This window comes from Microbacterium sp. NPDC055599, from assembly GCF_053618975.1.
In genome coordinates this window covers 21,888-45,355 of the sequence record NZ_JBSHIM010000017.1, presented here as the reverse complement: position 1 = coordinate 45,355, position 23,468 = coordinate 21,888, and the positions used below count along the sequence as shown (strand labels likewise).

Here is a 23,468-nt window from a genome sequence, read left to right as displayed (position 1 = left end):
CGCCTGATCAGTTCCAGACGCTGGGGGCGGGCGTGCGCACGGGCGGGAGGGCGGACGCCGCCGCCCAGTCGTGCACCCAGGCGTCGATCTCCGGCACGCCCTCCGGCTTGCCGACCGCGGCGAACAGCTCCTCGTTGCTCACGGTGCCGCCTGTGCGCCGCAGCACGCGCGCCCGCACGATGGCCCTGGCGTACACCTCGCCGTCGACCACGGCCCGGTGCTCCAGGAACAGCGCCCTGTCGTCGTGGCCGATGAACCGCGACTGCACCTCGAAGCGCTGCCACAGCTGCAGCGACTTGCGGAACGTGATGGTCTCGCTCGAGACGACCGCGTACCAGCCGCGCTGCTTCATCACGTCGAACAGCCCGGTGCGGATCAGGTGATCCCAGCGGCCGAGGTCGAACAGCGACAGATAGCGGCCGTTGTTCATGTGCCGGAGGATGTCGAGGTCGGTGGGGAGGGTCGTGACGGTGACGCTGCTCACCGCGGTCGGGTCGAGGGTCTTCCCCTGCCGCACGCGACGCCGCGCGCCGAGGATCACGAGGAGGGTCCGCCAGATCACGTTCACGAGGGACGATCGTAGCCAGCGGCGCACGAACCGTGAATATCGTTGTGCGGTTCCTCCAGGCCGTTCACCCGCGCGTCACCCCGCTCCGCGCCGATTTCGAGTTTTCACGGGCCGCGCGTAGAGTCACCGCATGAGCGCCGAAGCCCAGCCCGAAGTCATCGTCCGTCCGGTCCGTGATGTGGATGCCGAAGCCCTCGGTCGCGTGCACGCGCAGTGCTGGCACGAGACCTACGATCACCTGATCAGCAAGGCCGCGCTGGAGAAGGTCTCGCCCCGCCGCATGGCCGAGCTGTGGACGCACTGGGCCGCCCAGGGCCCCGACTTCAAGATGAACGCGGCCCTCGTCGACGGCGAGATCGTCGGCTTCGTCGGCTCCGGCCCCGCCCGCGACAAGGACGCCCCCGCCTTCCGGGAGCTCTACTTCATCTACCTGCTCGACGCGTACCACTCCACCGGCATCGGCCAGAAGCTGTTCGACGCCGCGGTCGAGAAGGACGAGCCGCTCTACCTGTGGGTCGCGGAGGACAACCCCCGCGCGCACCGCTTCTACACGCGCAACGGCTTCCACCTCGACGGCGCCTCGCACACCGAGCCCTTCCTCGGCGAGACGCTCACCGAGGTCCGCTTCGTCCGTCCCTGACGCGTCGCGACCGGGAGAACCCTCGTGACGGCGGCGATCCTGGTCGGACTCACGGGCGGGATCGCCGCGGGGAAGAGCACGGTCGCGCGCGCCCTGGCCGCGCACGGTGCCCGCATCGTGGACGGTGACGCGGCCGCCCGTGCCATCGTCGATCCCGGCACCACGGACGGCGCGGCGCTGCTCGACCGGATCACGGCGCTGCTCGGGGCCGAGGTCCGCACGGCGGACGGGTCTCTCGACCGGGCGGCGGTCGCGGCACGCGTGTTCGACGATCCCGCCCTCCTCTCCCGCTACAACGCCCTGCTGCGCCCGGCTCTGCTGGCCGAGGTGGCTGCGCGCATCGCCGAGGCCCGCCGCGAACCGGGTGTCGTGGTGCACGAGATCCCGCTGCTCAGCCGCACCACCGCCCCCCTGCCCTGGACGTACGACCGGGTCGTGACGGTCGAGGCCGCCGAGGCCATGCGCCTGCGACGGTTGCGGGAGGAGCGGGGGCACGATGCGGCCGAGGCCGAGCGGCGGCTCCGCGCACAGGGCGCCGAGGCCGACCGGATCGCGATCGCCAACGAGGTGCTGCGCACGGACGGCACCCTCGCCGACACTCTCGCCGCGACGGCCGTGCTGTGGGAGCGGCTCAGCGCTGCGCGTCCGCCGCGGTGACGATCTCCGCCAGCGCGCGCTCGACATCGCCCCGGTCGTAGCCGAGCAGGGCGGTCTCCGCGGGGTCCGGCTCGTACGCGATCACCGCGCCGCGGCCCTGCACGATGAAGCGGTCGGGCTGGAACGGATGCTCCTCGTCGCGCTCCTCGATCGTGTGCGCGCTGCCGGCGGCGTCGGCGAGCAGCTGGAAGTAGTCGCGATACGTGAGGTTCGCGTCGCCCACCAGGTAGGCGCGCCCGCCTTCGCCCGCATCGAGCGCGCCCTGCACGGCCTGCGAGAGCGAGCGCACCGACAGGTAGTTGGTGCCGCCGGGCGGGGCGAACAGCGCGGGTTCGTCGAGCTCGCCGCGCGTCCACGCGATCATGCGGGCGAACCGCCGCAGGCCGCGCTCATCGGCGCCGACGATCGACGGCGGGTTCAGGGTGATCGCCGCGAAACCGTCGTCGCTCAGGGCGCGGGTGCGCTCGTCGGCGTCGCGCCGCGCCGCCACGTAGGGGATCCGCTCCGCCCACTCCGGGTGCAGCTGGTGGTAGTAGCTGCCGATCTGCACGAACCGGCCGACGCCCGCGGTCTTCGCGAGCGCGGCGAAGCGCGGCACCCCGACGCTCTGCGTGCGCTCCCAGAACGCGTCGTCCTCCTGCGCGGCGGGCACGTGGCGGATGTCGTTGCCCGCCGCGAACACGACCGCGTCGAAACCGTCGAGCAGCGCGGCGGACCCGGCGTCGGTGTAGTCGCCCCGGAGGCGCGGCATCCCGGCGATGGCCCGGGGGTCGCGCTCGGACGGCTCGCGCCGCGCCATCACGGTCACCGCGTCACCGCGCGCGGCGAGGTCGGCGGCAACGTGACTGCCGATCATCCCGGTCGCGCCGACCACCAGCACCCGGCTCATGCGAACACCGCCCGGCCGTCGGAGATCACGGACGTCCCGTCGCGCCGCAACTCGAAGTCGCCGCCGTGCCACGACTCGACCTCGAGCACATCGCCCGGGATGACCGGACCGCTGAACCGGCCCCGTAGCGAGCGGAGGTCGGCCGGATGCGCGCCCTGCTCGGAAGCGAGGACGAGGGTGGTGGCGGCGAGCGTGCACAGCCCCTGGAGGATCGGCACGGTCTGCCCGATCCGCGCGGACGCCGCGGGATCGATGTGGATGTGGTGGCGGTCGCCGGTCAGCCGGTACAGGGCGGCCTGCGTCGGGAACGTCGTCACGGCGGCCGTCGCACCCACCGGTCGCTCGTCGGTGGCAGCCCGCGCCGGGCCCCGCTCCCCGCCGAACCCGCCCGCACCGGGTGCGAACAGTGACCAGGTCGCGGTGAACTCGGCGCACTCCACGATCACGTCGAACACGGCCGCGGAACCCTTGTCCCACACGTCGCCAACGCGGGCGGACAGCCGCAGCTCGCCCGAGCGCGGCAGCGGCCGGTGCACCTCCAGCGTCTGCGAGCCGTGCACGGCGCGGTCGTCGAACGCCCCCGCCTCGGCGAGCACGTCGGGCGCCCACTGCGCGAGCGTCAGCCCGAACGACGGGAGCACGCGCAGACGGTCCTCGAACACGAGATCGAGGTCGGTCGCGGCGGCCCCGACCGACAGCGCGTAGAGGATCGCGTCGCGCTCGTCGTAGCCGACTGTCTGCTCGCCGAGGTCGCGCCCGGCCCAGTCGCCCGCGCTCATGCGCCGTACACCGGCTCGGGGGCAGCAGCTTCGGCGACCAGGGCCCGCACCGCCTCGCCGACCTCGGCCGCGTCCCACCGCCGATCCCGGTCACGCCGGGGCCCGTGCCGCCATCCCTCCTCCAGGCAGAGGCGGCCGCCCTCGATCTCCAGCACGCGGCCGGTGACGTCGCAGTCCGCGCTGGCGAGCCAGGCGACCACGGGCGAGACGTTCGCCGGGTCCATGCGATCGAAGCCGTCCGCGGGCGCGGCCATCGCGTCGGCGAAGGGCCCCTCGGTCATGCGCGTGCGGGCGGATGGGGCGATCGCGTTGACGTGCACGCCGTACCGCTGCAGCTCGGCGGCGGCCACGAGGGTGAGGGAGGCGATGCCGCCCTTCGCGGCGGAGTAGGCCGCCTGCCCGATGCTGCCCTGGAGCCCGGCGCCGGACGAGGTGTTCACGACGCGGGCGACCGGCTGCCGCCCGGCCTTGGCCTCGGCACGCCAGTGCGCGCTCGCGTGGCGCAGCGGCGCGAAGTGCCCCTTGAGGTGCACGCGGATCACCGCGTCCCACTCGTCCTCGCCGGCGTTGACCAGCATGCGGTCGCGGACGAACCCGGCGTTGTTCACGAGGATGTCCAGTCGTCCGAACGCCGTGAGCGCCTGCTCGACGAGGGCCCCGGCCTGCGCGAAGTCGGCGATGTCGGCGCCGTTCGCGATCGCCTCTCCCCCGGCGGCCTCGATGAGCTCGACGACCTCCTGCGCCGGACCGACCGAGACGCCGTCACCGTCGAGGGTCGTGCCGAGGTCATTCACGACCACCTTCGCCCCCTGGCGCGCGAGCTCCAGCGCGTGCTCTCGGCCGAGGCCGCGACCGGCACCGGTGACGATGGCCACGCGGCCTTCGAGTATTCGTGCCATGGTCGACTCTCCTTCGAGCGGCGTCGGCGGACGCGGGTGGGATGCGCCCGAGCATACCAACCAAGCAATTGCTAGGGCAAATGCACGGTGAGGGTTCCGTCGATAACCAAGCAACTGCTAGGGTGCTTGAGCAAACGTTAGGTTAGGTGTCCGATGACGATCACTTCCACCCTGCACCCTCGCGGCGTCCGCACCGTCACGATGGACTACCCGCCGGTGAACGCACTCCCCGTCGCCGGGTGGTTCGACGTGGCCGCCGCGATGCGCGAGGCCACGGCCGACGCCGAGACCCGCGTCGTCATCCTCCGCGCCGAGGGCCGCGGGTTCAACGCGGGCGTCGACATCAAGGAGATGCAGCGCATCGAGGGCTTCTCCGGCATCCTCGGCGCCAACCGCGGCTGTTACGAGGCGTTCAAGGCCATCTACGAGTGCGCCGTTCCGGTCATCGCCGCCGTCAACGGTTTCTGCCTGGGCGGCGGGATCGGCCTCGTCGGCAACAGCGACGTGATCGTCGCCTCCGACGACGCGACCTTCGGCGTGCCCGAAGTGGACCGCGGCGCGCTCGGCGCCGCCACCCACCTGGCCCGCCTCGTGCCGCAGCATCTGCTGCGCTCGCTGTACTTCACGAGCCGCACGGTGACGGCGCAGCGTCTCGCGGAGTTCGGATCCGTCGACGCGGTGGTGCCGCGCGCCGACCTCGACGCGACCGCGCTCGCGCTCGCGGAGGAGATCGCCGCGAAGGACCCGCGCGTCATCCGCGCCGCCAAGGAGGCGCTGAACGGCATCGACCCGATCGACGTCAACCGCAGCTACCGGTTCGAGCAGGGCTTCACGTTCGAGCTCAACCTCGCCGGCGTCGCCGACCAGCACCGCGACGCGTTCGTCGCGACCGGCGAGAACCTGACGACATGACCACCGCCGGATCCGCCGCCGATCTCGCGCCGCTGATCCGCGACGGCATGACGATCGGCGTCGGCGGCTGGGGTTCGCGGCGTAAGCCGATGGCCCTCGTGCGGCAGATCGTGCTCTCCGGGGCGCGCGACCTGCGCATCGTCAGCTTCGGCGGACCGGACGTGGGCCTGCTCTGCGCCACTGGCCAGGCGTCCGAGATCGTGCACGGGTTCGTCTCGCTCGACAGCATCGCGATCGACCCTTACTTCGCGGACGCCCGGCAGTCCGGCGCGGTGCGCAGCGTGGAGTACGACGAGGCGATGCTGGTCGCCGGACTCCGCGCCGCCGCCCGGCGCCTGCCCTTCGAGGCCACCCGGGCGGGGGCGGGCTCGGACGCCGTCAGCCGCAACCCCCAGATCCGCACGATCACATCGCCCTACGCCGACGCCGAGGTGCTGGTGGCGATGCCCGCCGTGCCCCTCGACCTCGCCCTGCTCCACCTCGACCGGGCCGACGCCGCCGGCACCGCCGTGTGCCTCGGGCCGGACCTGTTCTTCGACGACCTGTTCGCGGGCGCGGCGGCGCACACCGTGGTGAGCGTGGAGGAGGTGGTGGACACCGCCGCGCTGTGGACGGGGCTCGGCCCCACGGCGCGCTTCCTCGACCGCACGCTCACCGACCGGATCGTGTATGCCCCGGGCGGAGCCGGGTTCACGGCGTATCCGCCCCATCACGACCGCGACGAGGAGGGGCAGCGCGCCTACGCCGCCGCGGCCGCCTCGCCCGCGGACCGTGAGGCGTATCTGACCCGGTTCCGGGCGGGCGAGCTCGCCCCGCGGACGAGTGAGGCGGCGACACCATGACGGCCACGCGCGCCGAGGTCGCGATCGCCGCGTGCAGCGACCTCTTCCGCGGCGCGGGCACGATCCTCGCGAGCCCCGTCGGCATCGTGCCCACCGTCGGGGTGCGGCTCGCGCGGCTCACGCACGCGCCCGGCCTGCTGCTCAGCGACGGCGAAGCCACCCTGTACGCCGACACCCCCGCCGTCGACGAGCCGTTCCGCGAGCCGGAGGCGCCGCTCCCCTACGCGCAGCTGTTCGAGCTGATCGCCCGCGGTCGCCGCCACGTGATCATGGGGGCCGCACAGCTCGACCGCCACGGCGACCAGAACCTGTCCGCGATCGGCGACCGCGACCGTCCCACCCGGCAGCTGCTCGGCGCCAGGGCCGCCGCCACGAACACCGTCAACCACGCGACCAGCTACTGGGTCGCCCGCCACAGCCCGCGCGTGTTCGTGGACCGGGTGGACGTGGTCACGGGCGTCGGGCCGGCCAGGGCGCGCACGGCCGGGGCCCACCGCTTCCACGACGTGCGCCGCATCGTCACCGACCTCGCGGTGCTCGACCTGACCGGCCCCGGCGACACGGTCGCCCTCGTCAGCCTGCACCCCGGCGTGACCCTCGACCGAGTGGTCGCGGCCACCGGCTTCCCGCTGCACATCCCCGCCGGCGTCCCCGAGACCCGGCAGCCCACCGCCGAGGAGCTGCGCCTGGTGCGCGAGCGTCTCGACCCCCGCGGACTCCGCGACCGAGAGGTGATCGCATCATGACCACGCCCCCGCAGCTCTCCACGCCGCTCACGCGCCTGACCGGCGTCGACCATCCGATCGTGCAGACCGGCATGGGCTGGGTCGCCGGCGCCCGCCTGGTCAGCGCCACCGCGCAGGCCGGAGCGCTGGGCATCCTCGCCTCCGCCACCATGACCATCGACGAGCTCGAACGGCAGATCATCGAGGTGACCGAGCGCACCGACCGGCCCTTCGGCGTGAACCTGCGCGCCGACGCCGGGGATGCCACCGAGCGCGTCGAACTGCTCATCCGGCACGGCGTGAAGGTCGCCAGCTTCGCTCTCGCCCCACGACGCGAGCTGATCGAGCGACTCAAGGACCACGGCGTGGTCGTGATCCCCTCGATCGGGGCCGTGCGGCACGCCGAGAAGGTCGCGGCGTGGGGTGCGGACGCCGTGATGGTGCAGGGCGGTGAGGGCGGCGGTCACACCGGCGCCGTGCCCACCTCGATCCTGCTGCCCTCGGTGGTCGCGGCCGTCGACATCCCCGTGATCGCGGCCGGCGGCTTCCACGACGGACGGGGTCTCGCCGCCGCGCTCGCGTACGGCGCCGCGGGGGTCGGGATGGGCACGCGGTTCCTGCTCACGAGCGACAGTTCGGTGCCCGAGGCCGTGAAGCGGCGATACCTCGACTTCGGGCTGGACGGCACGGTCGTCACCTCGAAGGCCGACGGCATGCCCCACCGCCTGCTGCGCACCGAGTTCGTGGAGGGACTGGAGGGCGGAAGCGGGGTGTCCCGCCTGCTGCCGACGCTGCGCCGGTCGTGGGAGTTCAAGAAGCTGAGCGGCCTGAGCTGGCCGCAGCTGGTGCGGGATGCGGTGTCGATGAAGAAGGCGACCGGGCGCTCCTGGACGCAGATGACCCTCGCCGCGAACACTCCGATGCTGCTGAAGGCCGGGCTCGTCGACGGCGACACCTCCGCGGGCATGCTCGCCGCCGGCCAGGTGGTGGGGCTGATCGACGACCTCCCCAGCTGCGAGGAGCTCGTCGACCGCGTGGTGCGCGACGCCGTGGCCCACCTCCGCGCCGCCGCCTCCTGCGTCCTCGCCTGAGCCCCGGGGAGCCGCGCCCCCCGGGGCCCGGACGCACGCCATCCGCGGGTCGTCCGTCGTCAGGCCCGGATGCGCAGCCTCAGAGGCGCTCGATGATGGTGACGTTGGCGAGACCGCCGCCCTCGCACATGGTCTGCAGACCGTAGCGACCGCCGGTGCGTTCGAGCTCGTTCAGCAGCGTCGTCATGAGACGGGTGCCCGTCGCGCCGATCGGGTGACCGAGGGCGATGCCGCCCCCGTTCACGTTCACCTTCTCGTGCGGCACCCCGGTCTCGCGCATCCAGGCGAGCACGACCGACGCGAAGGCCTCGTTCACCTCGAACAGGTCGATGTCGTCGAGGCTCATGCCCGTGCGCTCCATCGCGTACCGCGTGGCGGGGATCGGCGCGGTGAGCATGAACACCGGGCTGTCGCCGCGCACCGACAGGTGGTGGATGCGCGCGCGGGGCGTGAGCCCGTGGTCCTTCACCGCCTGCGCGCTCGCGACGAGCACCGCGCTGGAGGCGTCGCTGATCTGCGAGGCCACGGCAGCCGTGAGCCGTCCGCCGGGGGTGAGCGTCTGCAGGCCCGCCATGCGCTCGAGCGAGGTGTCGCGGCGCACGCCCTCGTCGCGGTCGAGCCCGTTCAGCGGGGCGATCTCGCCGTCGAACCGACCCTCGTCCTGCGCTCTGGCCGCCCGCTGATGGCTCTCCAGCGCGAACCGCTCCATCTCCTCGCGCGTGATGTCCCACTTCTCGGCGATCATCTCCGCGCCGACGAACTGCGAGATCTCCTGCCCGGGGTAGCGCTCCTGCCAGCCCGGCGACTCGGCGAACGGCGTGGTGAAGCCGTATGCCTCTCCGGCCACCATGGCCGAGGAGATCGGCAGCTGCGACATGTTCTGCAGACCGCCGGCGATCACCAGGTCGCTGGTCCCGCTCATCACGGCCTGCGCGGCGAAGTGCACGGCCTGCTGGCTCGAACCGCACTGCCGGTCGATCGTGACGCCGGGCACGTGCTCGGGGAAGCCAGCGACGAGCACGGCGGAGCGACCCACGTTGCCCGCCTGTCCTCCGATCGTGTCGGTCGCGCCGATGATCACGTCGTCGAGCGCGCCAGGGTCGATGCCCGTCCGCTCCACGAGCGCCTTCAGGCTGTGCGCGCCGAGGTCGGCCGGGTGGATGCCGGACAGCGAGCCGCCCCGCTTCCCGACGGGCGAGCGGACCGCGTCGACGATGTATGCCTCTGCCATGGTGTTCCTTCTCTCCGGGTTCACGCGTGCTGACTGCTGACGGCGACGACCTCGCCGGTCATATAAGAGGAGTATGCGCTGGCGAGGAACACCATGACGTTGGCGACCTCCCAGGGTTCCGCGGCCCGGCCGAACGCCTCGCGCGCTTTCAGCTGCTCCAGCAGCTCGGGCGAGGTGACCTTCTCCAGGAACGGGTGCATCGCGAGGCTCGGTGACACGGCGTTCACGCGGATGCCGTGCGGCGCGAAATCCATCGCCGCGCTGCGGGTGAGCGCCATCACGCCGGCCTTCGCGGCGGCGTAGTGGGCCTGCTCCACCTGCGCGCGCCAGCCGATCACGGACGCGTTGTTGACGATGACGCCGGCCGTGCCCGCCGCGACCATGCGGCGGCCGACCGCGCGCAGGCACCGGAACGTGCCGGTGAGGGTCACGTCGATCACCCTGTCCCACTGCTCGTCGGTCATGTCGAGGATCGACACCGACCCGCCGAGCCCGGCGTTGTTGATCATCACGTCGATCGCGCCGCCGTCCTCCGCGAGGTCGAGGAGGGCGGCGACCTGGTCCTCGACGGTCACGTCGCACACGGCGGTGCGCACGCGGTCGGCGCCGAAACGGTCACCCAGCTCGCTCTGCGTCTCGGCGAGGCGGCCGGCGTGCGTGTCGCCGAGCACCACGAGCGCCGCGCCCTCCTCCAGGCAGCGGACCGCGGCGGCCTGACCGATGCCGGCTCCGGCGGCGGCCGTGATGACGACGCGCTTCCCGTCGAGCAGGCCGTGACCGGGGACGTAGGCGGGGGCGGAAGAGCTCATGGGCGGGCCTCTCGGGGTAGGCCGAGCACGCGCTCGGCGATGACGGTGCGCTGGATCTCGTCGGAACCGCCGTAGATCGTGTCGGCGCGGCTGAACAGGAACAGCGTCTGCAGGTCGTCAAGCGCGTAGTCCGCGCCGACCCGCAGGGCCTCGGGTCCGGCGACCTCCATCGCGAGCTCGCCGAGCGCGCGGTGCCAGTTCGACCACAGCAGCTTCGCGACGGAGGCGCCGTCGCCCTGGGCACCGCCGAGCGTGCGGAGGGCGTGCTGGCGGATCACCTCCAGGTCCATGCGGGCGCGCACGAGGCGGTCGCGGATCACGGCATCGTCGATCGCGCCGGTGCGCTGCGCCGTCTCGATCACGGCGTCGAGCTCGCGACGGAACGCGATCTGCTGCGCGAGGGTGGAGACGCCGCGCTCGAAGCCGAGGGTCGCCATCGCGACGCGGAAGCCGTTCCCCTCGCCGCCTACGACGAGGTCGGCATCGGTGCGGGCGTCGTCGAAGAACACCTCGTTGAACTCGCTGGTCGCGGTGAGCTGCAGGATCGGGCGCACCTCGACGCCGGGCTGGTCCATCGGCACGAGCAGATACGACAGACCCTGGTGGCGGCTCGATCCCGGTTCGGTGCGGGCGATCACGAAGCACCAGTCGGCGTGCTGCGCGAGGGACGTCCACACCTTCTGCCCCGTGACGGACCACTCGTCGCCCGTGCGCTGAGCCTTGGTCGCCACCGCGGCGAGGTCGGATCCGGCGCCCGGCTCCGAGTAGCCCTGGCACCACAGCTCCTCGACCGCGACGATGCGCGGCAGGAAGCGGGCCTGCTGCGCGGGCGTGCCATGCGCGATGAGGGTGGGGCCGAGCAGCTCCTCCCCCAGATGGTTCACGCGGGCGGGGGCGTCGGCGCGGGCGTACTCCTCGTGGAAGATGACCTGCTGCGCGATGCTGAGTCCGCGGCCGCCGTGCTCGACCGGCCAGCCCACGCACGTCCACCCCGCAGCGGCCAGGTGCCGGTTCCACTCCAGGCGCGCCTCGAAGTCCTCGTGCTCGCGACCGGAGCCGCCGCGGCCGCGCAGCGCGGCGAAGCGACCGGTGAGGTTCTCTTCCAGCCAGCCGCGGATCTCGGCGCGGAATCGCTCGTCCGCGTCGTGCTGCGTCGCGTCCATCTGTGCTCCTCATCGAGTCGTGGTCTTCGGCGGACCGTTCCCGTATAGTATCAAACTAAACCAAGCGATTGTTTGGTTTCGCTCCCGGGAGTTCAGAGAGGAACCCGCCATGACCGACGACTCGGACGCCGTGGTCACCTACGAGGTGCGCGGCGCGACCGCGATCATCCGGCTGAACCGCCCCCAGTATCGCAACGCCCAGAACTCGAAGGTCACCTACGCCCTCGACGCCGCGTTCACCCGCGCCGTGGACGACGACGCCGTGAAGGTCATCGTGCTCGGCGGGAACGGGAAGCACTTCTGCGCCGGGCACGACATCGGCACCCCCGAGCGCGACATCGACCAGAGCTTCGAGCGCAGGGCCGTCATCTGGTGGGACCACGTCGGAGCCCAGGGCGTCGACTCCCGCTTCGCCCGCGAGTCCGAGGTCTACCTGGGGATGTGCCGCCGCTGGCGCGAGATCCCCAAGCCCGTGATCGCGATGGTGCAGGGTGCCTGCATCGCCGGAGGGCTCATGCTCGCCTGGTCGTGCGACTTCATCGTCGCCTCCGACGACGCGTTCTTCCAGGACCCGGTCGTCGCGATGGGCATCCCCGGCGTCGAGTACTTCGCACACCCCTGGGTGACCAACCCCCGCGCGGCCAAGGAGATGCTGTACACCGGCGACCGGATGCCCGCCGCCCGCGCGCACGAACTCGGCATGGTCAACCACGTCGTCCCGTCGTCCGAGCTGGAGCAGCGCACGCTCGAGCTCGCCGAGCGCATCGGCCGCATGCCCCGACTCGGGCTCGCCCTCGCGAAGAAGGCCGTGAACCAGGCGGAGGATCTGCAGGGCCTGCGCCCCGGCATGGACTCCGTGTTCGGGCTGCACCACGCCGCCCACGCGCACAACGCCGAGGTGGGCGGCGACTCCCTCGGCGGCGTGGACGTGCGCACCATCAAGGCCGACACCGCGGACGGAGCATCCCGATGAACCTCGACCTCACCCCCGCGCAGGAGGCCTTCGCCGCGGAGGCGCGCGCCTGGCTCACCGAGCACGTGCCGTCCACACCGCTGCCCTCGATGGACACGGCCGAGGGCTTCGCGGCGCACCGCGCGTGGGAGGCCGAGCTGGCGGAGGGCCGCTGGTCCGTCGTCTCCTGGCCCGAGCAGTTCGGCGGCCGCGACGCCGGAATCACGGAGTGGGTGCTGTTCGAGGAGGAGTACTACCGCGCGGGCGCCCCGACCCGGGTGGCGCAGAACGGCATCTCCCTGCTCGCGCCGATCCTGTTCGAGCACGGCACCCCGGATCAGCACGAGCGGTACCTGCGCGCCATGACCGACGGCTCGCTGATCTGGGCGCAGGCCTGGTCGGAGCCCGGAGCGGGCAGCGACCTCGCCGCGATCCGCAGCACCGCCCGCCGCGACGACGACCGCGGCGGATGGGTGCTCAACGGCCAGAAGATCTGGAGCTCGCGCGCGGTGTGGGCCGACCGCGGGTTCGGCCTGTTCCGGTCCGACCCCGAAGCGCAGCGGCACCGCGGCCTGACGTACTTCCTGTTCCCGATGGACGCCGAGGGCATCACGGTGCGGGCGATCGCCCAGCTCGACGGCACGACCGGGTTCGCCGAGATCTTCTTCGACGACGTGTTCGTGCCCGATGAGGACGTGCTGGGCGCTCCCGGTGACGGGTGGCGCGTGGCCATGAGCACCGCGGGCAACGAGCGCGGACTGTCGCTGCGGGCGCCGGGACGGTTCCTCGCCGCGACCGACCGCCTGATCGCACTGCAGTCCGAGCGGGGCGCGACCGGCGAGGATGACGCCGTGGTGGACGCCTGGATCGGCGCGGAGGCCTACCGGCTGTTCACGTGGCAGACCGTGAGCACCCTGCTCGACGGTGGTGCGGTCGGCGCGGAGGGCAGCATCAACAAGGTGTTCTGGTCGGAGCTCGACGTGCACATCCACGAGACCGCGCTGCGCATCCTGGGACCGGAGTCCGAGCTGCGCGGGGAGTCGGCGGTCGACGGCGGGCGCTGGGTCGACGACTACCAGTTCGCGCTCGCCGGTCCCATCTACGCGGGCACCAACGAGGTGCAGCGGAACATCATCGCGGAGCGGATCCTCGGACTCCCCCGCGGCGGAGACGGAAGGCGCGCCTGATGCGGTTCCTCCCCACGGAAGAACAGACCGCGTTCGCGGAGGCCATCGACGAGATCGTGGAGGGCGCGGGCGGCGCCGACGTCGCACGTGCCTGGGCCGACGGCGACACCGCCCCCGGGCTCGCCCTGTGGGCGCAGTTCGCCGAGCTCGGGCTGCTGGGGCTGCGGGTGAGCGAGGAGGCGGGCGGCTTCGGCGGCACCCTCGGCGACCTGGTGGTGGTGTTCGAGCGGCTCGGCTACCACGGCGTGCCCGGCCCCTACCTGGAGACGGTCGCGCTGCTGCCCTCCCTGGTGGACGACGGGACGCGGCAGGCCCTCGCCGAGGGAGCCATCGCCACCGCGGCGGTCGACGGTGTCGCTCCCGCCGCCGTGGACGCCGCCGTGGCCACGCACCGCTACCTCGTCCGCGGTGACGCGCTGCACGAGGGCGAGCCGGGCGCGGAGCTGACCTCGGTCGCGCCCACCCGGCGTCTCGCCCGGCTCTCCCCCACGGGAGCCTCGACCCCGCTCGTGCCCGGCGCCCTCGACGCGGCCCTGAACGAAGCAGCCCTCGCCGCCGCCGCGCTGCTCGTGGGCGCGGGAGAGCGGCTGCTCGCGGAGGCCGTGTCGTACGCGAAGGTGCGCGAACAGTTCGGCCGTCCGATCGGGGAGTTCCAGGCGCTCAAGCACCAGCTGGCGGATGTGCGGATCGCGCTGAGCTTCGCGCGGCCGCTCGTGTGGAACGCGGCACTGCGCGCCGACGAGCCCGACGAGGACCGGGCGGTGTCGGCCGCCAAGGTCGCCGCGGGCGACGCCGCGCGGCGCGCCGCGCGCACCTCGCTGCAGGTGCACGGCGCGATCGGCTACACGGCCGAGCACACGCTGCGGATCTGGCTGGGCCTCGCGCCCGCGCTGTCCGCGGCGTGGGGCACGCCGGATTTCCATCGGGCGCGCATCGCCCGCGACATCCTTCCGAAGGAGCGGTGATGTCTTTCGAACCCGATGAGGATCAGCAGGAGCTCGTCGCCCTCGTGCGCGGGATCCTGAGCCAACGCGCCGACAGTGCGGCGACGCGTCGGGCCCTGGAGTCGGACCAACGGTTCGACGCCGACCTGTGGCGTCTGCTCTGCGAGGAGATCGGCATCGCCGGCATGGCCGTCCCCGAGGAGCACGGCGGCGCCGGCTTCACACTGCGGGAGGCGCAGCTGGCGCTGGAGGAGATCGGCTACGCGCTCGCGCCGTCGCCGTACCTCGGCTCGGTCGCGATCGCGGCGCAGGCGATCCTGGCCGCGGGCGATGCGGAGGCGTCCGCCCGACTGTTGCCCGGCATCGCGGAGGGATCGTCGGCGGCGGCGCTCGTGTGGGCCGACCCGTCTGGACGCTTCGCCCCCGACCACATCGACGTGCACGCCGAGGCCGACGGGGAGGCGTGGACGCTCACCGGCACGGCGGGCTTCGTGCTGGACGGGCTGCCCGCCGACGTGCTGGTCGCGGTGGCCCGCACCGCCGACGGCCCGCGCCTGTTCGAGGTGCTCGACGCCGCGGCGGTCGCGCGCGAGGACGACCCGACGATGGACCAGACCCTGCGGCTCGCCACCCTCCGGTTCGACGGGGTCCCTGCCCGTCCGCTCGGCGACGGCGATCCCGCGGTGCTCGACGACGTGCGGGCGCTCGCGCTCGCGGCGGTCGCGGCGGTGCAGGCGGGCACAGCGGCGCGGGCCCTCGACGACACCGTGGCCTACGCGCAGCAGCGGGTGCAGTTCGGACGACCCATCGGCTCGTTCCAGGCGCTCAAGCACCGCATGGCCGACCTGCACGTGCGGGTGGAGGTGGCGCGCACCGCGTCGCGCGCGGCCGCCGACGCCCTCGCGTCCGGCGCCCCCGACCGCGCGGAGCTGGCCACGATCGCGAAGGCCGTGTGCTCGGAAGCGCTCACCCGGGTCGCGGGAGAGATGATCCAGCTGCACGGCGGGATCGCGATCACGTGGGAGCACGACGCGCACCTGGTGTTCAAGCGCGCGCACGCCCTCGGCACCCTGTTCGGCACCCCGCGCGAGCTCCGCGCCGCCGCCGAGCCCTGGGCCCTCGCACGCCTCTGACCGCAGCCCTGGCGGCGGCCTCAGCGGCGGAGCGGGGTGGTCTCGGTCCAGTCGGTGTACTTGCGGCGCTCGCGGAACAGCCAGCGGCCGTCCACCCGCACGAGGTCGTCGTCGTAGCGGTCGGCGAGGGTGAAGCGGATGCGTCCCTCCGAGGTCTCGCGGATGTGGTGCGACAGGCAGGCCGTATGCACCCGGGCGGTGTCGCCTCGCACCTCCACATCGCTCGGAGACAGCGCGTGACTGGTCGCCACGAAGGCCGTGAGGGCCTCGAACGCCGCGACCAGCTCCGCCGTCCCCCGCGGCGTCTCGGCCGGGTGATCGGCACGCGGCCGATACAGGAGCATCCGCCCGTCCGGCACGAACAACGACGCCATGTCGGCGAACCTCCGCTGATCGGCGTAGCGCCCGTACCGCAGGATCGTGCGGGTGATGTCGAGCCAGTCCGTGAACTCGGCCGTGCTCACCGGGGTCCCTCCGCGCGTCGACGGTGCAGCGGGGTCGCGGCGTCCGCGGCCCAGGTGGTGCGTCGGCGGTCGGGCTCCGCAGCCGGCAGCGGCTCCACCGCCACCAGGGTCTCACGGCTGCGCCGGGCGAGCTCCTGGTAGATGCGCACGCCGTTCCGCTTCCACTCCTGCGCGTCGTCGTCGAGGAGCCCGACCACCCGCGCCGGGGCTCCGAGCGCCTTCGACCCGGGCGGGATCACGGTGCCCGCGGTGACCACGGCACCCGCGCCCAGCAGCGCGTCCGCCCCGATCTCGGCGCCGTCGAGCACGGTGGCCCCGATGCCGATCAGCGCGAACGACCCGATGCGGCAGCCGTGCAGCACCGCACCGTGGCCGACGTGGCTGTGCGGGTCGAGCACCGCGTCCGCACCGGGGAACGCGTGGATGACGCACGAGTCCTGCACGTTCGACCCCTCCCCCACGACGATGCGACCGAAGTCTCCGCGCAGGCTCGCGAAGGGTCCGATGTAGCAGCCGGGACCGATCACGACGTCACCGATCAGGCTCGCGGTCTCGTGCACGAACGCGGTCGGGTCGACCACCGGCACCACGCCGTCGAACGCGTACGACGGCATCAGGCGACCTGACCGCCGTCGATGACGAAGTCCTGTCCGGTGCAGTAGCTGCTGGCCGGGCTCGCGAGGTAGGCGACGAGTGCCGAGATCTCCTCGGGCCGGCCCGCGCGCGGGATGGGGATGCGTGAGATGAACCCGACCCCCGCCCGGGTGTCCTCGGTGATCATGGGCGTGTCGACGGCGCCGGGACACACGGTGTTCACGCGGATGCCGCTGCCCGCCAGCTCGCGGGCCAGCGCGTGGGAGACCCCCCGCAGCCCCCATTTCGACGCCGAGTAGGGCACGCGGTTGGCGTAGCCGGCGACCCCGGCCGTCGAGGCGATGTTGATGATCGAGCCGCCGTCGCCCAGGAGCGGGAGCAGCGCCTGCACGCCGAGCATGGGGCCGATGAGGTTCACGTCGAGCGTGAGACGGATGACGCGCTCGGCCGTTTCCGCGAGCGGTCCTTCGGGGCAGAACCCGGCGTTGTTCACCAGCACGTCCACGTGGCCGAACCGCTCGCGCGCAGCCTCGGCGACCGCGCCCCACGCGTCGGCGGAGGAGACGTCGTGCGCGAGGCCGATCGCGCGATCGCCGTACCCGGCCGCGACCTCCTGCACGGCCGCCCCGTCGAGGTCGGTCAGCACCAGGTCGGCGCCGAGCTCGTGGAACAGAGCGGCGTGCGAGCGGCCCTGCCCTCCGGCGGCGCCGGTGATGACGGCGACGCGTCCGGTCAGGTCGATGACGGGTGTTGCACTCATGGGGTTCCTCCGCGATAGTGATCGAACAAACGTTTGCTTGAGAGATGGGAGACGGCATGCCGCGCCTGCACCACATGGGCATCACCGTGAGCGACACGGCGGCGGCCGCCGCGTTCTACGCCGCCGCGACGGGCGGCACGGTGACCGGCCCCCTGGTCAAGAGCGGCCCCGCGGTCGAGGCCGCGACCGGACGCCCCGGTGCCGAGATCCTGCTCACGTTCGTGCGGCTCGACGACGGCGTCTTCCTGGAGCTCGCGGAGTACCGCGGGGTCGACGCTGCGCGCATCGACCCGCACAACGGCCACATCGGCGCTGCCCACCCCGCGATCACGGTGCCCGACATCGCGCAGAGCCTCGCGCGGCTGGCGGAGCTCGGCCACCACCCGCTCTCGGCGGTCATGACCGCGACGGCCGGACCGCTCGACGGCTTCCGCTACGTGTACGTGCTCGGGCCCGACGACGTGCGGGTCGAGCTGCTGCAGGAGCCTCATCCCGGCACCGCCTGACCGGCGCCGTCGAGCAGCCGCAGGTCGGCGGGGTCCAGCGTCAGCTCGACCGCCGCGACGGAATCCCGCACGCTCTCCGGCCGGCTCGCACCGGGGATCGGGATCAGCACGGGCGATCGTGCGAGCAGCCACGCCAGCACCACGCGCTGCGGGCTGACGCCGGAGCGCGCCGCCACCTCGGCCACGGGCGCCGCCGCCCCGCCGAGCGCCTTCGCCTGGCGCATGCCGCCGAGCGGACCCCACGCGAGGAACGCCAGGCCGTGCTCCTCGCAGCGCCGCAGCACGGGCTCGCTCGACCGCTCCAGGAAGCTGTACTCGTTCTGCACGCTCACGAGCGCGTCGCCGAGGACGCCCCGGGCGAGGTCGAGCTGCGCAACGTCGACGTTCGACACCCCGACCCGCACCACGACCCCGTCGTCCACCAGCTGCCGCAGGGCCCCCATCGAGTCCGCATAGGGCACGCGCACGTCGGGCCGGTGGTGCTGGTAGAGCGGGAGCGCGTCGAGTCCGAGACGCCGCGCCGAGGCACGCGCGGCGGCGGCGAGATGCGCGGGCGTGCCGTCCACCCACCACGTCGCGGCGGGCCCGCGCGTGTGGCCGCCCTTCGTGGCGACGACCACGCGGTCCCTCGCGTCGGGGTGCCGGCGCAGGGCCGCGGCGAGGGCGCGCTCGTTCACGCCCATCTCGCTCGACGGTCCGTACGAGTCGGCGGTGTCGAACAGCGTGATGCCGGCATCGACCGCGGCGTGCACGGCGCGGACGCCCCGCTCGACATCCGACTCCGGGGTCTGCGTGAGCGTCATCGCGCCCATCCCGAGCGCCGAGACCCGCAGGTCGCCGAGCGCGCGCTGCGGCATCATCGGCCCACGACCGTCCAGCCGCCATCCACCGGCAGGCACTGGCCGATCACGTGCGTGGCATCGCGCAGCAGCCAGATGATCGCGGCGGCGATCTCCTCGGGATCGGCGAGACGGCCGCGCGGCGTGCGGCGCTCGACCGCGGCGAGGTCGTAGCCGCCGGCCACCAGCTCCTGCACCATCGGGGTGAGCGTGTGGCCGGGGGCGACCGCGTTCACGCGCACGCCGAGCGGCGCCCACTCGACCGCGAGATTCTCCATCAGCTGCCGCTCCGCCGCCTTCGCCGGACCGTAGTCGGCCTGGTTCGCCCAGCCGCGATAGGCCGTGGTCGACGACACCATCACGATCGACCCTGGTTCTCCATCGAGACGCCGCACGAGGGCCCGCGACACGGCGAGCGCCCCGACGACGTGCACGTCGTACAGCAGCCGCAGCCGGTCGAGGCCGATCTCCAGCGCGGGCATGTACGCCCCGCGGATTCCGTGACACACGACCACGCCGCCCACGGGCGCGCGTTGCCAGGCGCGTTCCATCGCGGCCTCGACCGCCGCCTCGTCACGCAGGTCGACCGCCTCGGAGCTCACGTCGTCGTGGGCGCTCGGGCTCAGGTCGAACACCGTCACGGTGAGTCCGCGCTCGCGGAGCAGCCGCACCACCGCGTCGCCGATCCCGCTCGCTCCCCCGGTGACCACGACGTGGTCGGCGGGTCGATCCTGCGCCTGCTCCGGCATCATCCAGCTCCCTCGCTGCTCGCCCTCCCGGGCATGCTACTGTGATTCCCAAACAAGCGCTAGGTTTAGCGTCGGTCGCGCGAAGGAGCGGGAATGGCGGACAAGCAGGTCAGCATCGAGGAGGCGATCGGCACCCTCGAGAGCGGGATGACGGTCGGCATCGGCGGGTGGGGGTCGCGGCGCAAGCCCATGGCCCTGGTGCGCGAGATCCTGCGCCGCGACATCACCGACCTCACCGTGGTGGCCTTCGGCGGCCCCGACGTGGGGCTGCTCGCCGAGGCCGGGCGCATCCGTCGCCTCGTCTACGGCTTCGTTTCGCTCGACAGCATCCCGCTCGATCCGCTGTTCACGCGGGCGCGCGAGCGCGGGGCGATCGAGGTCGAGGAGTACGACGAGGGGATGTTCGTCGCGGGGCTGCGTGCCGCGAACGCCCGCCTCGACTTCCTCCCGATCCGCGCGGGCCTCGGCTCCGACGTGCTCCCGGCGAACCCTCGGCTGCGCACCGTCCGCTCCCCCTACTCCGACGCCGAATACGTCGCGATGCCGGCGCTCCCCCTCGATGTCGCCCTCGTGCACGTGAACCGCGCCGACCCGCAGGGCAACGCGCAGTACCTCGGCCCCGACCCGTACTTCGACGACCTGTTCGCGATGGCCGCGCAGCGCACGATCGTCTCGGCCGAGAAGGTCGTGCCGACCGCCGCACTGCTCGACGAGGGCTCGTTCCACACGCTGCTGTTCAGCCGCCTCTACGCCTCCGCCGTGGTCGAGGCACCATGCGGGGCGCACTTCACCACGTGCGCGCCCGACTACGACCGCGACGAGGCGTTCCAGAAGCACTACGCCGCATACGCCAAGGACCCCGACGCGTGGGCGGATTTCGCGCGCACGTACCTGCACACCGACGAGGCGGGGTACCACGCCGCCGTCGCCCGCTTCCACGCCGACCGAGGAGAGTCATGACCACCGTCGCCCCCACGCCCGCGACCGTCGCCACCACCGCCGAGGTCTGCGTCGCGGCCTGCGCCGACACCTACCGCGACTCCGGCGAGGTGCTCGCCCACGCCGTCGGGATCATCCCGTCCCTCGGCGCCCGTCTGGCCAAGCTCACCACGGCGCCCGACCTGGTGCTCAGCGACGGCGAGGCCTTCTTCCTCAGCGGTCCGCCGATGCCCGGCGACACCGCAGCCCCCGCACCGACGATCGAGGGGTGGGCGCCGTTCCGCCGCATCTTCGACATCCTCGCGACCGGCCGACGCCAGAGCATGATGGGCGCCAGCCAGATCGACCGGCACGGCAACCAGAACATCTCGCTCATCGGCGACTGGGACCGCCCCACCAAGCAGCTGATCGGCGTGCGCGGGGCTCCGGGCAACACGGCCAACCACCGTGTGGACTACTGGGTGGCCCGGCACAGCCCCCGCGTGTTCGTGGAGTCGGTGGACATGGTGTCGGGTGTCGGCACCGACCGTGCGGCCGAAGCGGGGCTGGAGCACCACCGCCTCGGCGTGATCGTCACCAACCTCGCCGTGCTCGGCTTCGACGCGGACGGCATCGTGACGGTGCTCTCGGTGCACCCCGGCGTCGACCCGCAGCTCGTGGCGGACAGCACCGGCTTCGCGCTGGATGCGAGCGCCGCACCCCTCACGCGCACGCCCGACGCGGAGGAGCTGCGGCTGATCCGCGACGTGCTCGACCCGCGCGGCACCCGCAGCCGCGAGGTCGCAGACTGACGCGGGCTCCGCTCAGTCGGAGAGGAGGCCCTTGTGCAGCAGGTCGAGGAAGTTGTCGGTCAGGCTGGCGGCAGTGTGCCCGCGGCCGGGCCGGTACCACGCGACCGTGGACCACACGGCGTCGCGGATGAAGCGGTAGGCGATGGGCGCGTCGATGGAGTCGCGGAATACGCCGACCTTCTGCCCTTCACGGATCTGCGACAGCCACAGCTCCTCGATGCGCTCGCTGTTCTCGCGCAGGAACTCGAAGCCGGGCTGGCGGCCGAGGAACGACAGCTCGTTCTGGTAGAGGCCGACCGCGTCGGGCTGGCTCTCGATCGTCGTGAAGGCGTGCGCGATGAGCTTGTCGAGGATGTCGCGGGGGCTGCCGCCCTCGGCCACGATCTCCTCGAACCGATCGAGCAGCCCGGTCATGAAGCTGCCCAGGATCTCCTGGAGGATCGCCTCCTTGGAGGAGAAGTGATGGTAGAGGCTTCCGGAGAGGATGCCAGCCTCGTCGGCGATGTCGCGGACCGTGGTCGCGGAGTACCCGCGCTTGGCGATCAGGCGCGCGGCGATCGAGAGGATCTGATCGCGCCGCTCGGAGCTCTGCTCCTGGCGGCCTCCGCTTTTGGTCGTTGCCATTGCTGCTCCTTCACAGAAAATCTCACAAGCGCTTGCTCAAGTGTGCCGCATGCGAGCGGTTTCCCGAAACATCCCTTCGGAGTGTACGCATGATCTGGGAAAGGACGTCCATGACAGTCTCGGAAGCCACCACGGTCCCCGCCCTCCTCACGGAGATGGCGGCGCTCGGCGATCACCCCGCCATCGTCGACGGCGACGTGACGATCGGCTACGCCGAGCTGCGGGACCGCGTGGAGGACGTCGCCCGCGCCTACCTGGCGCAGGGCGTGGGGCCCGGCGACCGCATCGGTCTCTGGGCGCCCAACCGGTACGAGTTCATCCTCGCGATGCTCGGCGCCCAGCTGGTCGGGATCGCGGTCGTGCCGTTGAACACCCGCTTCACGGGTCACGAAGCCGCCGAGATCCTCGCCCGCTCCCGCGCCACCGCGCTCGTGCTGGCGGACGGCTTCCTCGGCAAGTCCTACAGCGAGATGCTGCGCGATGCAGCGGCCGAGCGCGGCGGGGACGGCCCGGTGTTCCCCGGGCTCCCGCACCTCCGCACCGTGGTCTGCCTGGACGGCGACGGTGCCGCCGGGCTGCTGTCGTGGAACGCCTTCCTCGCCGGCGGTGGAGCCGTGGCACCGTCACGGGTGGCCGAGGCTGCCGCGGCGGTCGGTCCGGACGACATCATGGACGTGCTGTTCACCTCGGGCACCACGGGCGTGCCCAAGGGCGTGCTCAGCGCGCACCGGCAGACCCTGTCGGTCGCGCGCGCCTGGGGCCTCGGAGCCCGCCTCACGCCGGAGGACCGCTACGCCGTCGTGAACCCCTTCTTCCACGGCTTCGGCTACAAGGCGGGCATGATCACGTCGCTCATGGCCGGCACCACGATCTACCCCCTGGCCGTGTTCGACGCCGACCGCCTGCTCGACCTCGTGCAGTCCGCCCGTATCAGCGTGCTGCCCGGGGTGCCCACCATCTTCACATCGCTGCTCGACCACCCCCGCCTCGGCGAGTACGACCTGTCGTCGCTGCGGTTCGCGATCGCCGGGGCCACGGCCGCCCCCGCGACGCTCTTCCACGACATGGTGAACGTGCTCGGCTTCGAGACCGTGGCCCAGGCGTACGGCCTCACCGAGTGCGTCGTCGCCACCCTCTCCCGCCCCGGCGAGTCGCTGGAGCACACGGCCCAGACCACCGGACCCGCGGTCGAGGGCGTGGAGATCCGGGTCGTGGACGAGGAGGGGACCGACGCGGGGGTCGACGTGGACGGCGAGATCCTGCTGCGCGGCCCCAATGTGATGCTCGGCTACTTCGAGGACCCGGCCGCGACCGACGCCGTGCTCGACGCGGACGGCTGGTTCCACACCGGCGACGTCGGCCGTCTCGACGAGCACGGCTGCCTCAAGATCACCGACCGCCTGAAGGACATGTTCATCGTCGGCGGCTTCAACGTGTACCCCGCCGAGGTCGAGAACGCGCTGCGCAAGCACCCGGCGGTGAACGAGTCGGCCGTGATCGGTGTGGACGACGACCGGCTCGGCACCGTCGGCCGCGCCTACGTGCTGCTGCTGCACAACGCGGAACCGCGCCCCGACGCCGCCGAACTCGAGACCTTCTGCCGCCGGCACCTGGCGAACTTCAAAGTGCCGCGCGAGTTCGTGCTCGTGGAGGACTTCCCCCGCAACGCCACCGGCAAGATCCTCAAGTCCGAGCTCCGCGACCGCGCCTGACCCGCCGCGGTCGATTGGCCCGCGCGACCCCCGGCCGGTAGCCTTCGAGGTCGGCCACGGGGAAGGACG

At 72.6% G+C, this 23,468-nt stretch carries 27 protein-coding genes; 14 read left to right on the top strand and 13 right to left on the bottom strand.

Annotated features, from left to right (window positions below; all coding sequences use genetic code 11):
- Positions 1–7: 7 nt before the first annotated feature.
- The gene (locus ACWGQ1_RS15685) at positions 8–568 is read right to left on the bottom strand and encodes an acyl-CoA thioesterase (RefSeq protein ID WP_136034130.1); all 561 of its coding nucleotides are present in this window, start codon (positions 566–568) and stop codon (positions 8–10) included.
- Between the two features lie 130 nt (positions 569–698).
- Between ACWGQ1_RS15685 and ACWGQ1_RS15680 the strand changes: the two genes are divergently transcribed.
- Both ACWGQ1_RS15680 and coaE read left to right on the top strand, forming a co-directional pair.
- Entirely contained in the window at positions 699–1,208 is a 510-nt protein-coding gene (locus ACWGQ1_RS15680) for a GNAT family N-acetyltransferase (RefSeq protein ID WP_136034128.1), read from the top strand.
- A 24-nt stretch (positions 1,209–1,232) separates the two neighbouring features.
- Complete coding sequence (coaE, locus tag ACWGQ1_RS15675) at positions 1,233–1,865, top strand: dephospho-CoA kinase (protein ID WP_240744653.1); 633 nt, start codon at positions 1,233–1,235, stop codon at positions 1,863–1,865.
- On the opposite strand, the gene ACWGQ1_RS15670 is transcribed toward coaE, so the two are convergent.
- From ACWGQ1_RS15670 to ACWGQ1_RS15660, 3 genes are read right to left on the bottom strand one after another with little or no spacing between them, the layout of a single operon-like run.
- Entirely contained in the window at positions 1,840–2,754 is a 915-nt protein-coding gene (locus tag ACWGQ1_RS15670) for an NAD-dependent epimerase/dehydratase family protein (protein WP_136034126.1), read from the bottom strand. The two genes, coaE and ACWGQ1_RS15670, sit on opposite strands and share 26 nt — an antisense overlap.
- The gene (locus ACWGQ1_RS15665; RefSeq protein WP_452313272.1) at positions 2,751–3,533 is read right to left on the bottom strand and encodes a MaoC/PaaZ C-terminal domain-containing protein; all 783 of its coding nucleotides are present in this window, start codon (positions 3,531–3,533) and stop codon (positions 2,751–2,753) included. Before ACWGQ1_RS15665 ends, ACWGQ1_RS15670 begins: the two co-directional genes overlap by 4 nt.
- Positions 3,530–4,432, bottom strand: coding sequence for an SDR family oxidoreductase (locus ACWGQ1_RS15660; protein ID WP_452313271.1), 903 nt, complete (start codon positions 4,430–4,432; stop codon positions 3,530–3,532). The genes ACWGQ1_RS15665 and ACWGQ1_RS15660 overlap by 4 nt, the downstream gene beginning before the upstream one ends.
- Positions 4,433–4,585: 153 nt before the next feature.
- Here ACWGQ1_RS15660 and ACWGQ1_RS15655 point away from each other — a divergent pair, with 153 nt between their 5' ends.
- The 4 genes from ACWGQ1_RS15655 to ACWGQ1_RS15640 are packed head-to-tail and all read left to right on the top strand — an operon-like array spanning position 4,586 to position 8,002.
- Entirely contained in the window at positions 4,586–5,344 is a 759-nt protein-coding gene (locus tag ACWGQ1_RS15655; protein WP_136037419.1) for an enoyl-CoA hydratase family protein, read from the top strand.
- Positions 5,341–6,186 carry a CoA transferase subunit A gene (locus ACWGQ1_RS15650; RefSeq protein WP_452313270.1) on the top strand — a complete coding sequence of 282 codons (846 nt, stop codon included), beginning with the start codon at positions 5,341–5,343 and terminating at the stop codon, positions 6,184–6,186. Before ACWGQ1_RS15655 ends, ACWGQ1_RS15650 begins: the two co-directional genes overlap by 4 nt.
- Positions 6,183–6,932 (top strand): CoA-transferase, encoded by a 750-nt coding sequence (locus ACWGQ1_RS15645; protein WP_452313269.1) that lies wholly within the window; start codon positions 6,183–6,185, stop codon positions 6,930–6,932. Before ACWGQ1_RS15650 ends, ACWGQ1_RS15645 begins: the two co-directional genes overlap by 4 nt.
- On the top strand, positions 6,929–8,002 hold the full coding sequence (locus tag ACWGQ1_RS15640; protein ID WP_452313268.1) for a nitronate monooxygenase: 1,074 nt from the start codon (positions 6,929–6,931) through the stop codon (positions 8,000–8,002). Before ACWGQ1_RS15645 ends, ACWGQ1_RS15640 begins: the two co-directional genes overlap by 4 nt.
- A 79-nt stretch (positions 8,003–8,081) precedes the next feature.
- On the opposite strand, the gene ACWGQ1_RS15635 is transcribed toward ACWGQ1_RS15640, so the two are convergent.
- Genes ACWGQ1_RS15635 through ACWGQ1_RS15625 form a run of 3 tightly spaced genes read right to left on the bottom strand, consistent with a single transcriptional unit; the run spans position 8,082 to position 11,205 of the window.
- Complete coding sequence (locus ACWGQ1_RS15635; protein WP_136034111.1) at positions 8,082–9,233, bottom strand: acetyl-CoA C-acetyltransferase; 1,152 nt, start codon at positions 9,231–9,233, stop codon at positions 8,082–8,084.
- 20 nt (positions 9,234–9,253) lie between these two features.
- Positions 9,254–10,042: an SDR family oxidoreductase gene (locus ACWGQ1_RS15630; protein ID WP_136034109.1), complete on the bottom strand. Its 789-nt coding sequence runs from the start codon at positions 10,040–10,042 to the stop codon at positions 9,254–9,256.
- Positions 10,039–11,205, bottom strand: coding sequence for an acyl-CoA dehydrogenase family protein (locus ACWGQ1_RS15625; protein ID WP_136034106.1), 1,167 nt, complete (start codon positions 11,203–11,205; stop codon positions 10,039–10,041). The genes ACWGQ1_RS15630 and ACWGQ1_RS15625 overlap by 4 nt, the downstream gene beginning before the upstream one ends.
- 109 nt (positions 11,206–11,314) lie before the next feature.
- Here ACWGQ1_RS15625 and ACWGQ1_RS15620 point away from each other — a divergent pair, with 109 nt between their 5' ends.
- The 4 genes from ACWGQ1_RS15620 to ACWGQ1_RS15605 are packed head-to-tail and all read left to right on the top strand — an operon-like array spanning position 11,315 to position 15,421.
- Positions 11,315–12,178, top strand: coding sequence for an enoyl-CoA hydratase (locus ACWGQ1_RS15620; RefSeq protein ID WP_136034104.1), 864 nt, complete (start codon positions 11,315–11,317; stop codon positions 12,176–12,178).
- The gene (locus tag ACWGQ1_RS15615; protein WP_206252613.1) at positions 12,175–13,344 is read left to right on the top strand and encodes an acyl-CoA dehydrogenase family protein; all 1,170 of its coding nucleotides are present in this window, start codon (positions 12,175–12,177) and stop codon (positions 13,342–13,344) included. The genes ACWGQ1_RS15620 and ACWGQ1_RS15615 overlap by 4 nt, the downstream gene beginning before the upstream one ends.
- Positions 13,344–14,309 (top strand): acyl-CoA dehydrogenase family protein, encoded by a 966-nt coding sequence (locus ACWGQ1_RS15610; protein ID WP_452313267.1) that lies wholly within the window; start codon positions 13,344–13,346, stop codon positions 14,307–14,309. The genes ACWGQ1_RS15615 and ACWGQ1_RS15610 overlap by 1 nt, the downstream gene beginning before the upstream one ends.
- Positions 14,309–15,421 (top strand): acyl-CoA dehydrogenase family protein, encoded by a 1,113-nt coding sequence (locus tag ACWGQ1_RS15605; protein ID WP_136034098.1) that lies wholly within the window; start codon positions 14,309–14,311, stop codon positions 15,419–15,421. The genes ACWGQ1_RS15610 and ACWGQ1_RS15605 overlap by 1 nt, the downstream gene beginning before the upstream one ends.
- 20 nt (positions 15,422–15,441) lie before the next feature.
- Here the strand turns inward: ACWGQ1_RS15605 and ACWGQ1_RS15600 are convergent, their stop codons facing one another.
- From ACWGQ1_RS15600 to ACWGQ1_RS15590, 3 genes are read right to left on the bottom strand one after another with little or no spacing between them, the layout of a single operon-like run.
- Positions 15,442–15,885, bottom strand: coding sequence for a nuclear transport factor 2 family protein (locus ACWGQ1_RS15600; RefSeq protein ID WP_206252611.1), 444 nt, complete (start codon positions 15,883–15,885; stop codon positions 15,442–15,444).
- Positions 15,882–16,499 (bottom strand): gamma carbonic anhydrase family protein, encoded by a 618-nt coding sequence (locus ACWGQ1_RS15595; protein WP_136035313.1) that lies wholly within the window; start codon positions 16,497–16,499, stop codon positions 15,882–15,884. The genes ACWGQ1_RS15600 and ACWGQ1_RS15595 overlap by 4 nt, the downstream gene beginning before the upstream one ends.
- Positions 16,499–17,239, bottom strand: coding sequence for an SDR family NAD(P)-dependent oxidoreductase (locus tag ACWGQ1_RS15590; protein WP_136034092.1), 741 nt, complete (start codon positions 17,237–17,239; stop codon positions 16,499–16,501). Before ACWGQ1_RS15590 ends, ACWGQ1_RS15595 begins: the two co-directional genes overlap by 1 nt.
- Positions 17,240–17,295: 56 nt before the next feature.
- Between ACWGQ1_RS15590 and ACWGQ1_RS15585 the strand changes: the two genes are divergently transcribed.
- Complete coding sequence (locus tag ACWGQ1_RS15585) at positions 17,296–17,745, top strand: VOC family protein (RefSeq protein ID WP_168442885.1); 450 nt, start codon at positions 17,296–17,298, stop codon at positions 17,743–17,745.
- Here ACWGQ1_RS15585 and ACWGQ1_RS15580 read toward each other — a convergent pair.
- Both ACWGQ1_RS15580 and ACWGQ1_RS15575 read right to left on the bottom strand, forming a co-directional pair.
- Positions 17,727–18,605: an aldo/keto reductase gene (locus ACWGQ1_RS15580; protein WP_308194334.1), complete on the bottom strand. Its 879-nt coding sequence runs from the start codon at positions 18,603–18,605 to the stop codon at positions 17,727–17,729. The two genes, ACWGQ1_RS15585 and ACWGQ1_RS15580, sit on opposite strands and share 19 nt — an antisense overlap.
- Positions 18,602–19,336 carry an SDR family NAD(P)-dependent oxidoreductase gene (locus ACWGQ1_RS15575; RefSeq protein WP_205812726.1) on the bottom strand — a complete coding sequence of 245 codons (735 nt, stop codon included), beginning with the start codon at positions 19,334–19,336 and terminating at the stop codon, positions 18,602–18,604. Before ACWGQ1_RS15575 ends, ACWGQ1_RS15580 begins: the two co-directional genes overlap by 4 nt.
- A gap of 90 nt (positions 19,337–19,426) precedes the next feature.
- On the opposite strand from ACWGQ1_RS15575, the gene ACWGQ1_RS15570 reads away from it, so the two are divergent.
- Positions 19,427–20,293: a CoA-transferase gene (locus ACWGQ1_RS15570; protein WP_452313266.1), complete on the top strand. Its 867-nt coding sequence runs from the start codon at positions 19,427–19,429 to the stop codon at positions 20,291–20,293.
- A complete protein-coding gene (locus tag ACWGQ1_RS15565; protein ID WP_136034087.1) occupies positions 20,290–21,063 on the top strand; it encodes a CoA-transferase subunit beta in 774 nt (257 codons plus the stop codon). Before ACWGQ1_RS15570 ends, ACWGQ1_RS15565 begins: the two co-directional genes overlap by 4 nt.
- Positions 21,064–21,075: 12 nt before the next feature.
- On the opposite strand, the gene ACWGQ1_RS15560 is transcribed toward ACWGQ1_RS15565, so the two are convergent.
- Positions 21,076–21,687 (bottom strand): TetR/AcrR family transcriptional regulator, encoded by a 612-nt coding sequence (locus ACWGQ1_RS15560; RefSeq protein WP_136034085.1) that lies wholly within the window; start codon positions 21,685–21,687, stop codon positions 21,076–21,078.
- 110 nt (positions 21,688–21,797) lie between these two features.
- On the opposite strand from ACWGQ1_RS15560, the gene ACWGQ1_RS15555 reads away from it, so the two are divergent.
- Entirely contained in the window at positions 21,798–23,399 is a 1,602-nt protein-coding gene (locus ACWGQ1_RS15555) for an AMP-binding protein (RefSeq protein ID WP_452313265.1), read from the top strand.
- The last annotated feature ends 69 nt before the right edge of the window (positions 23,400–23,468 follow it).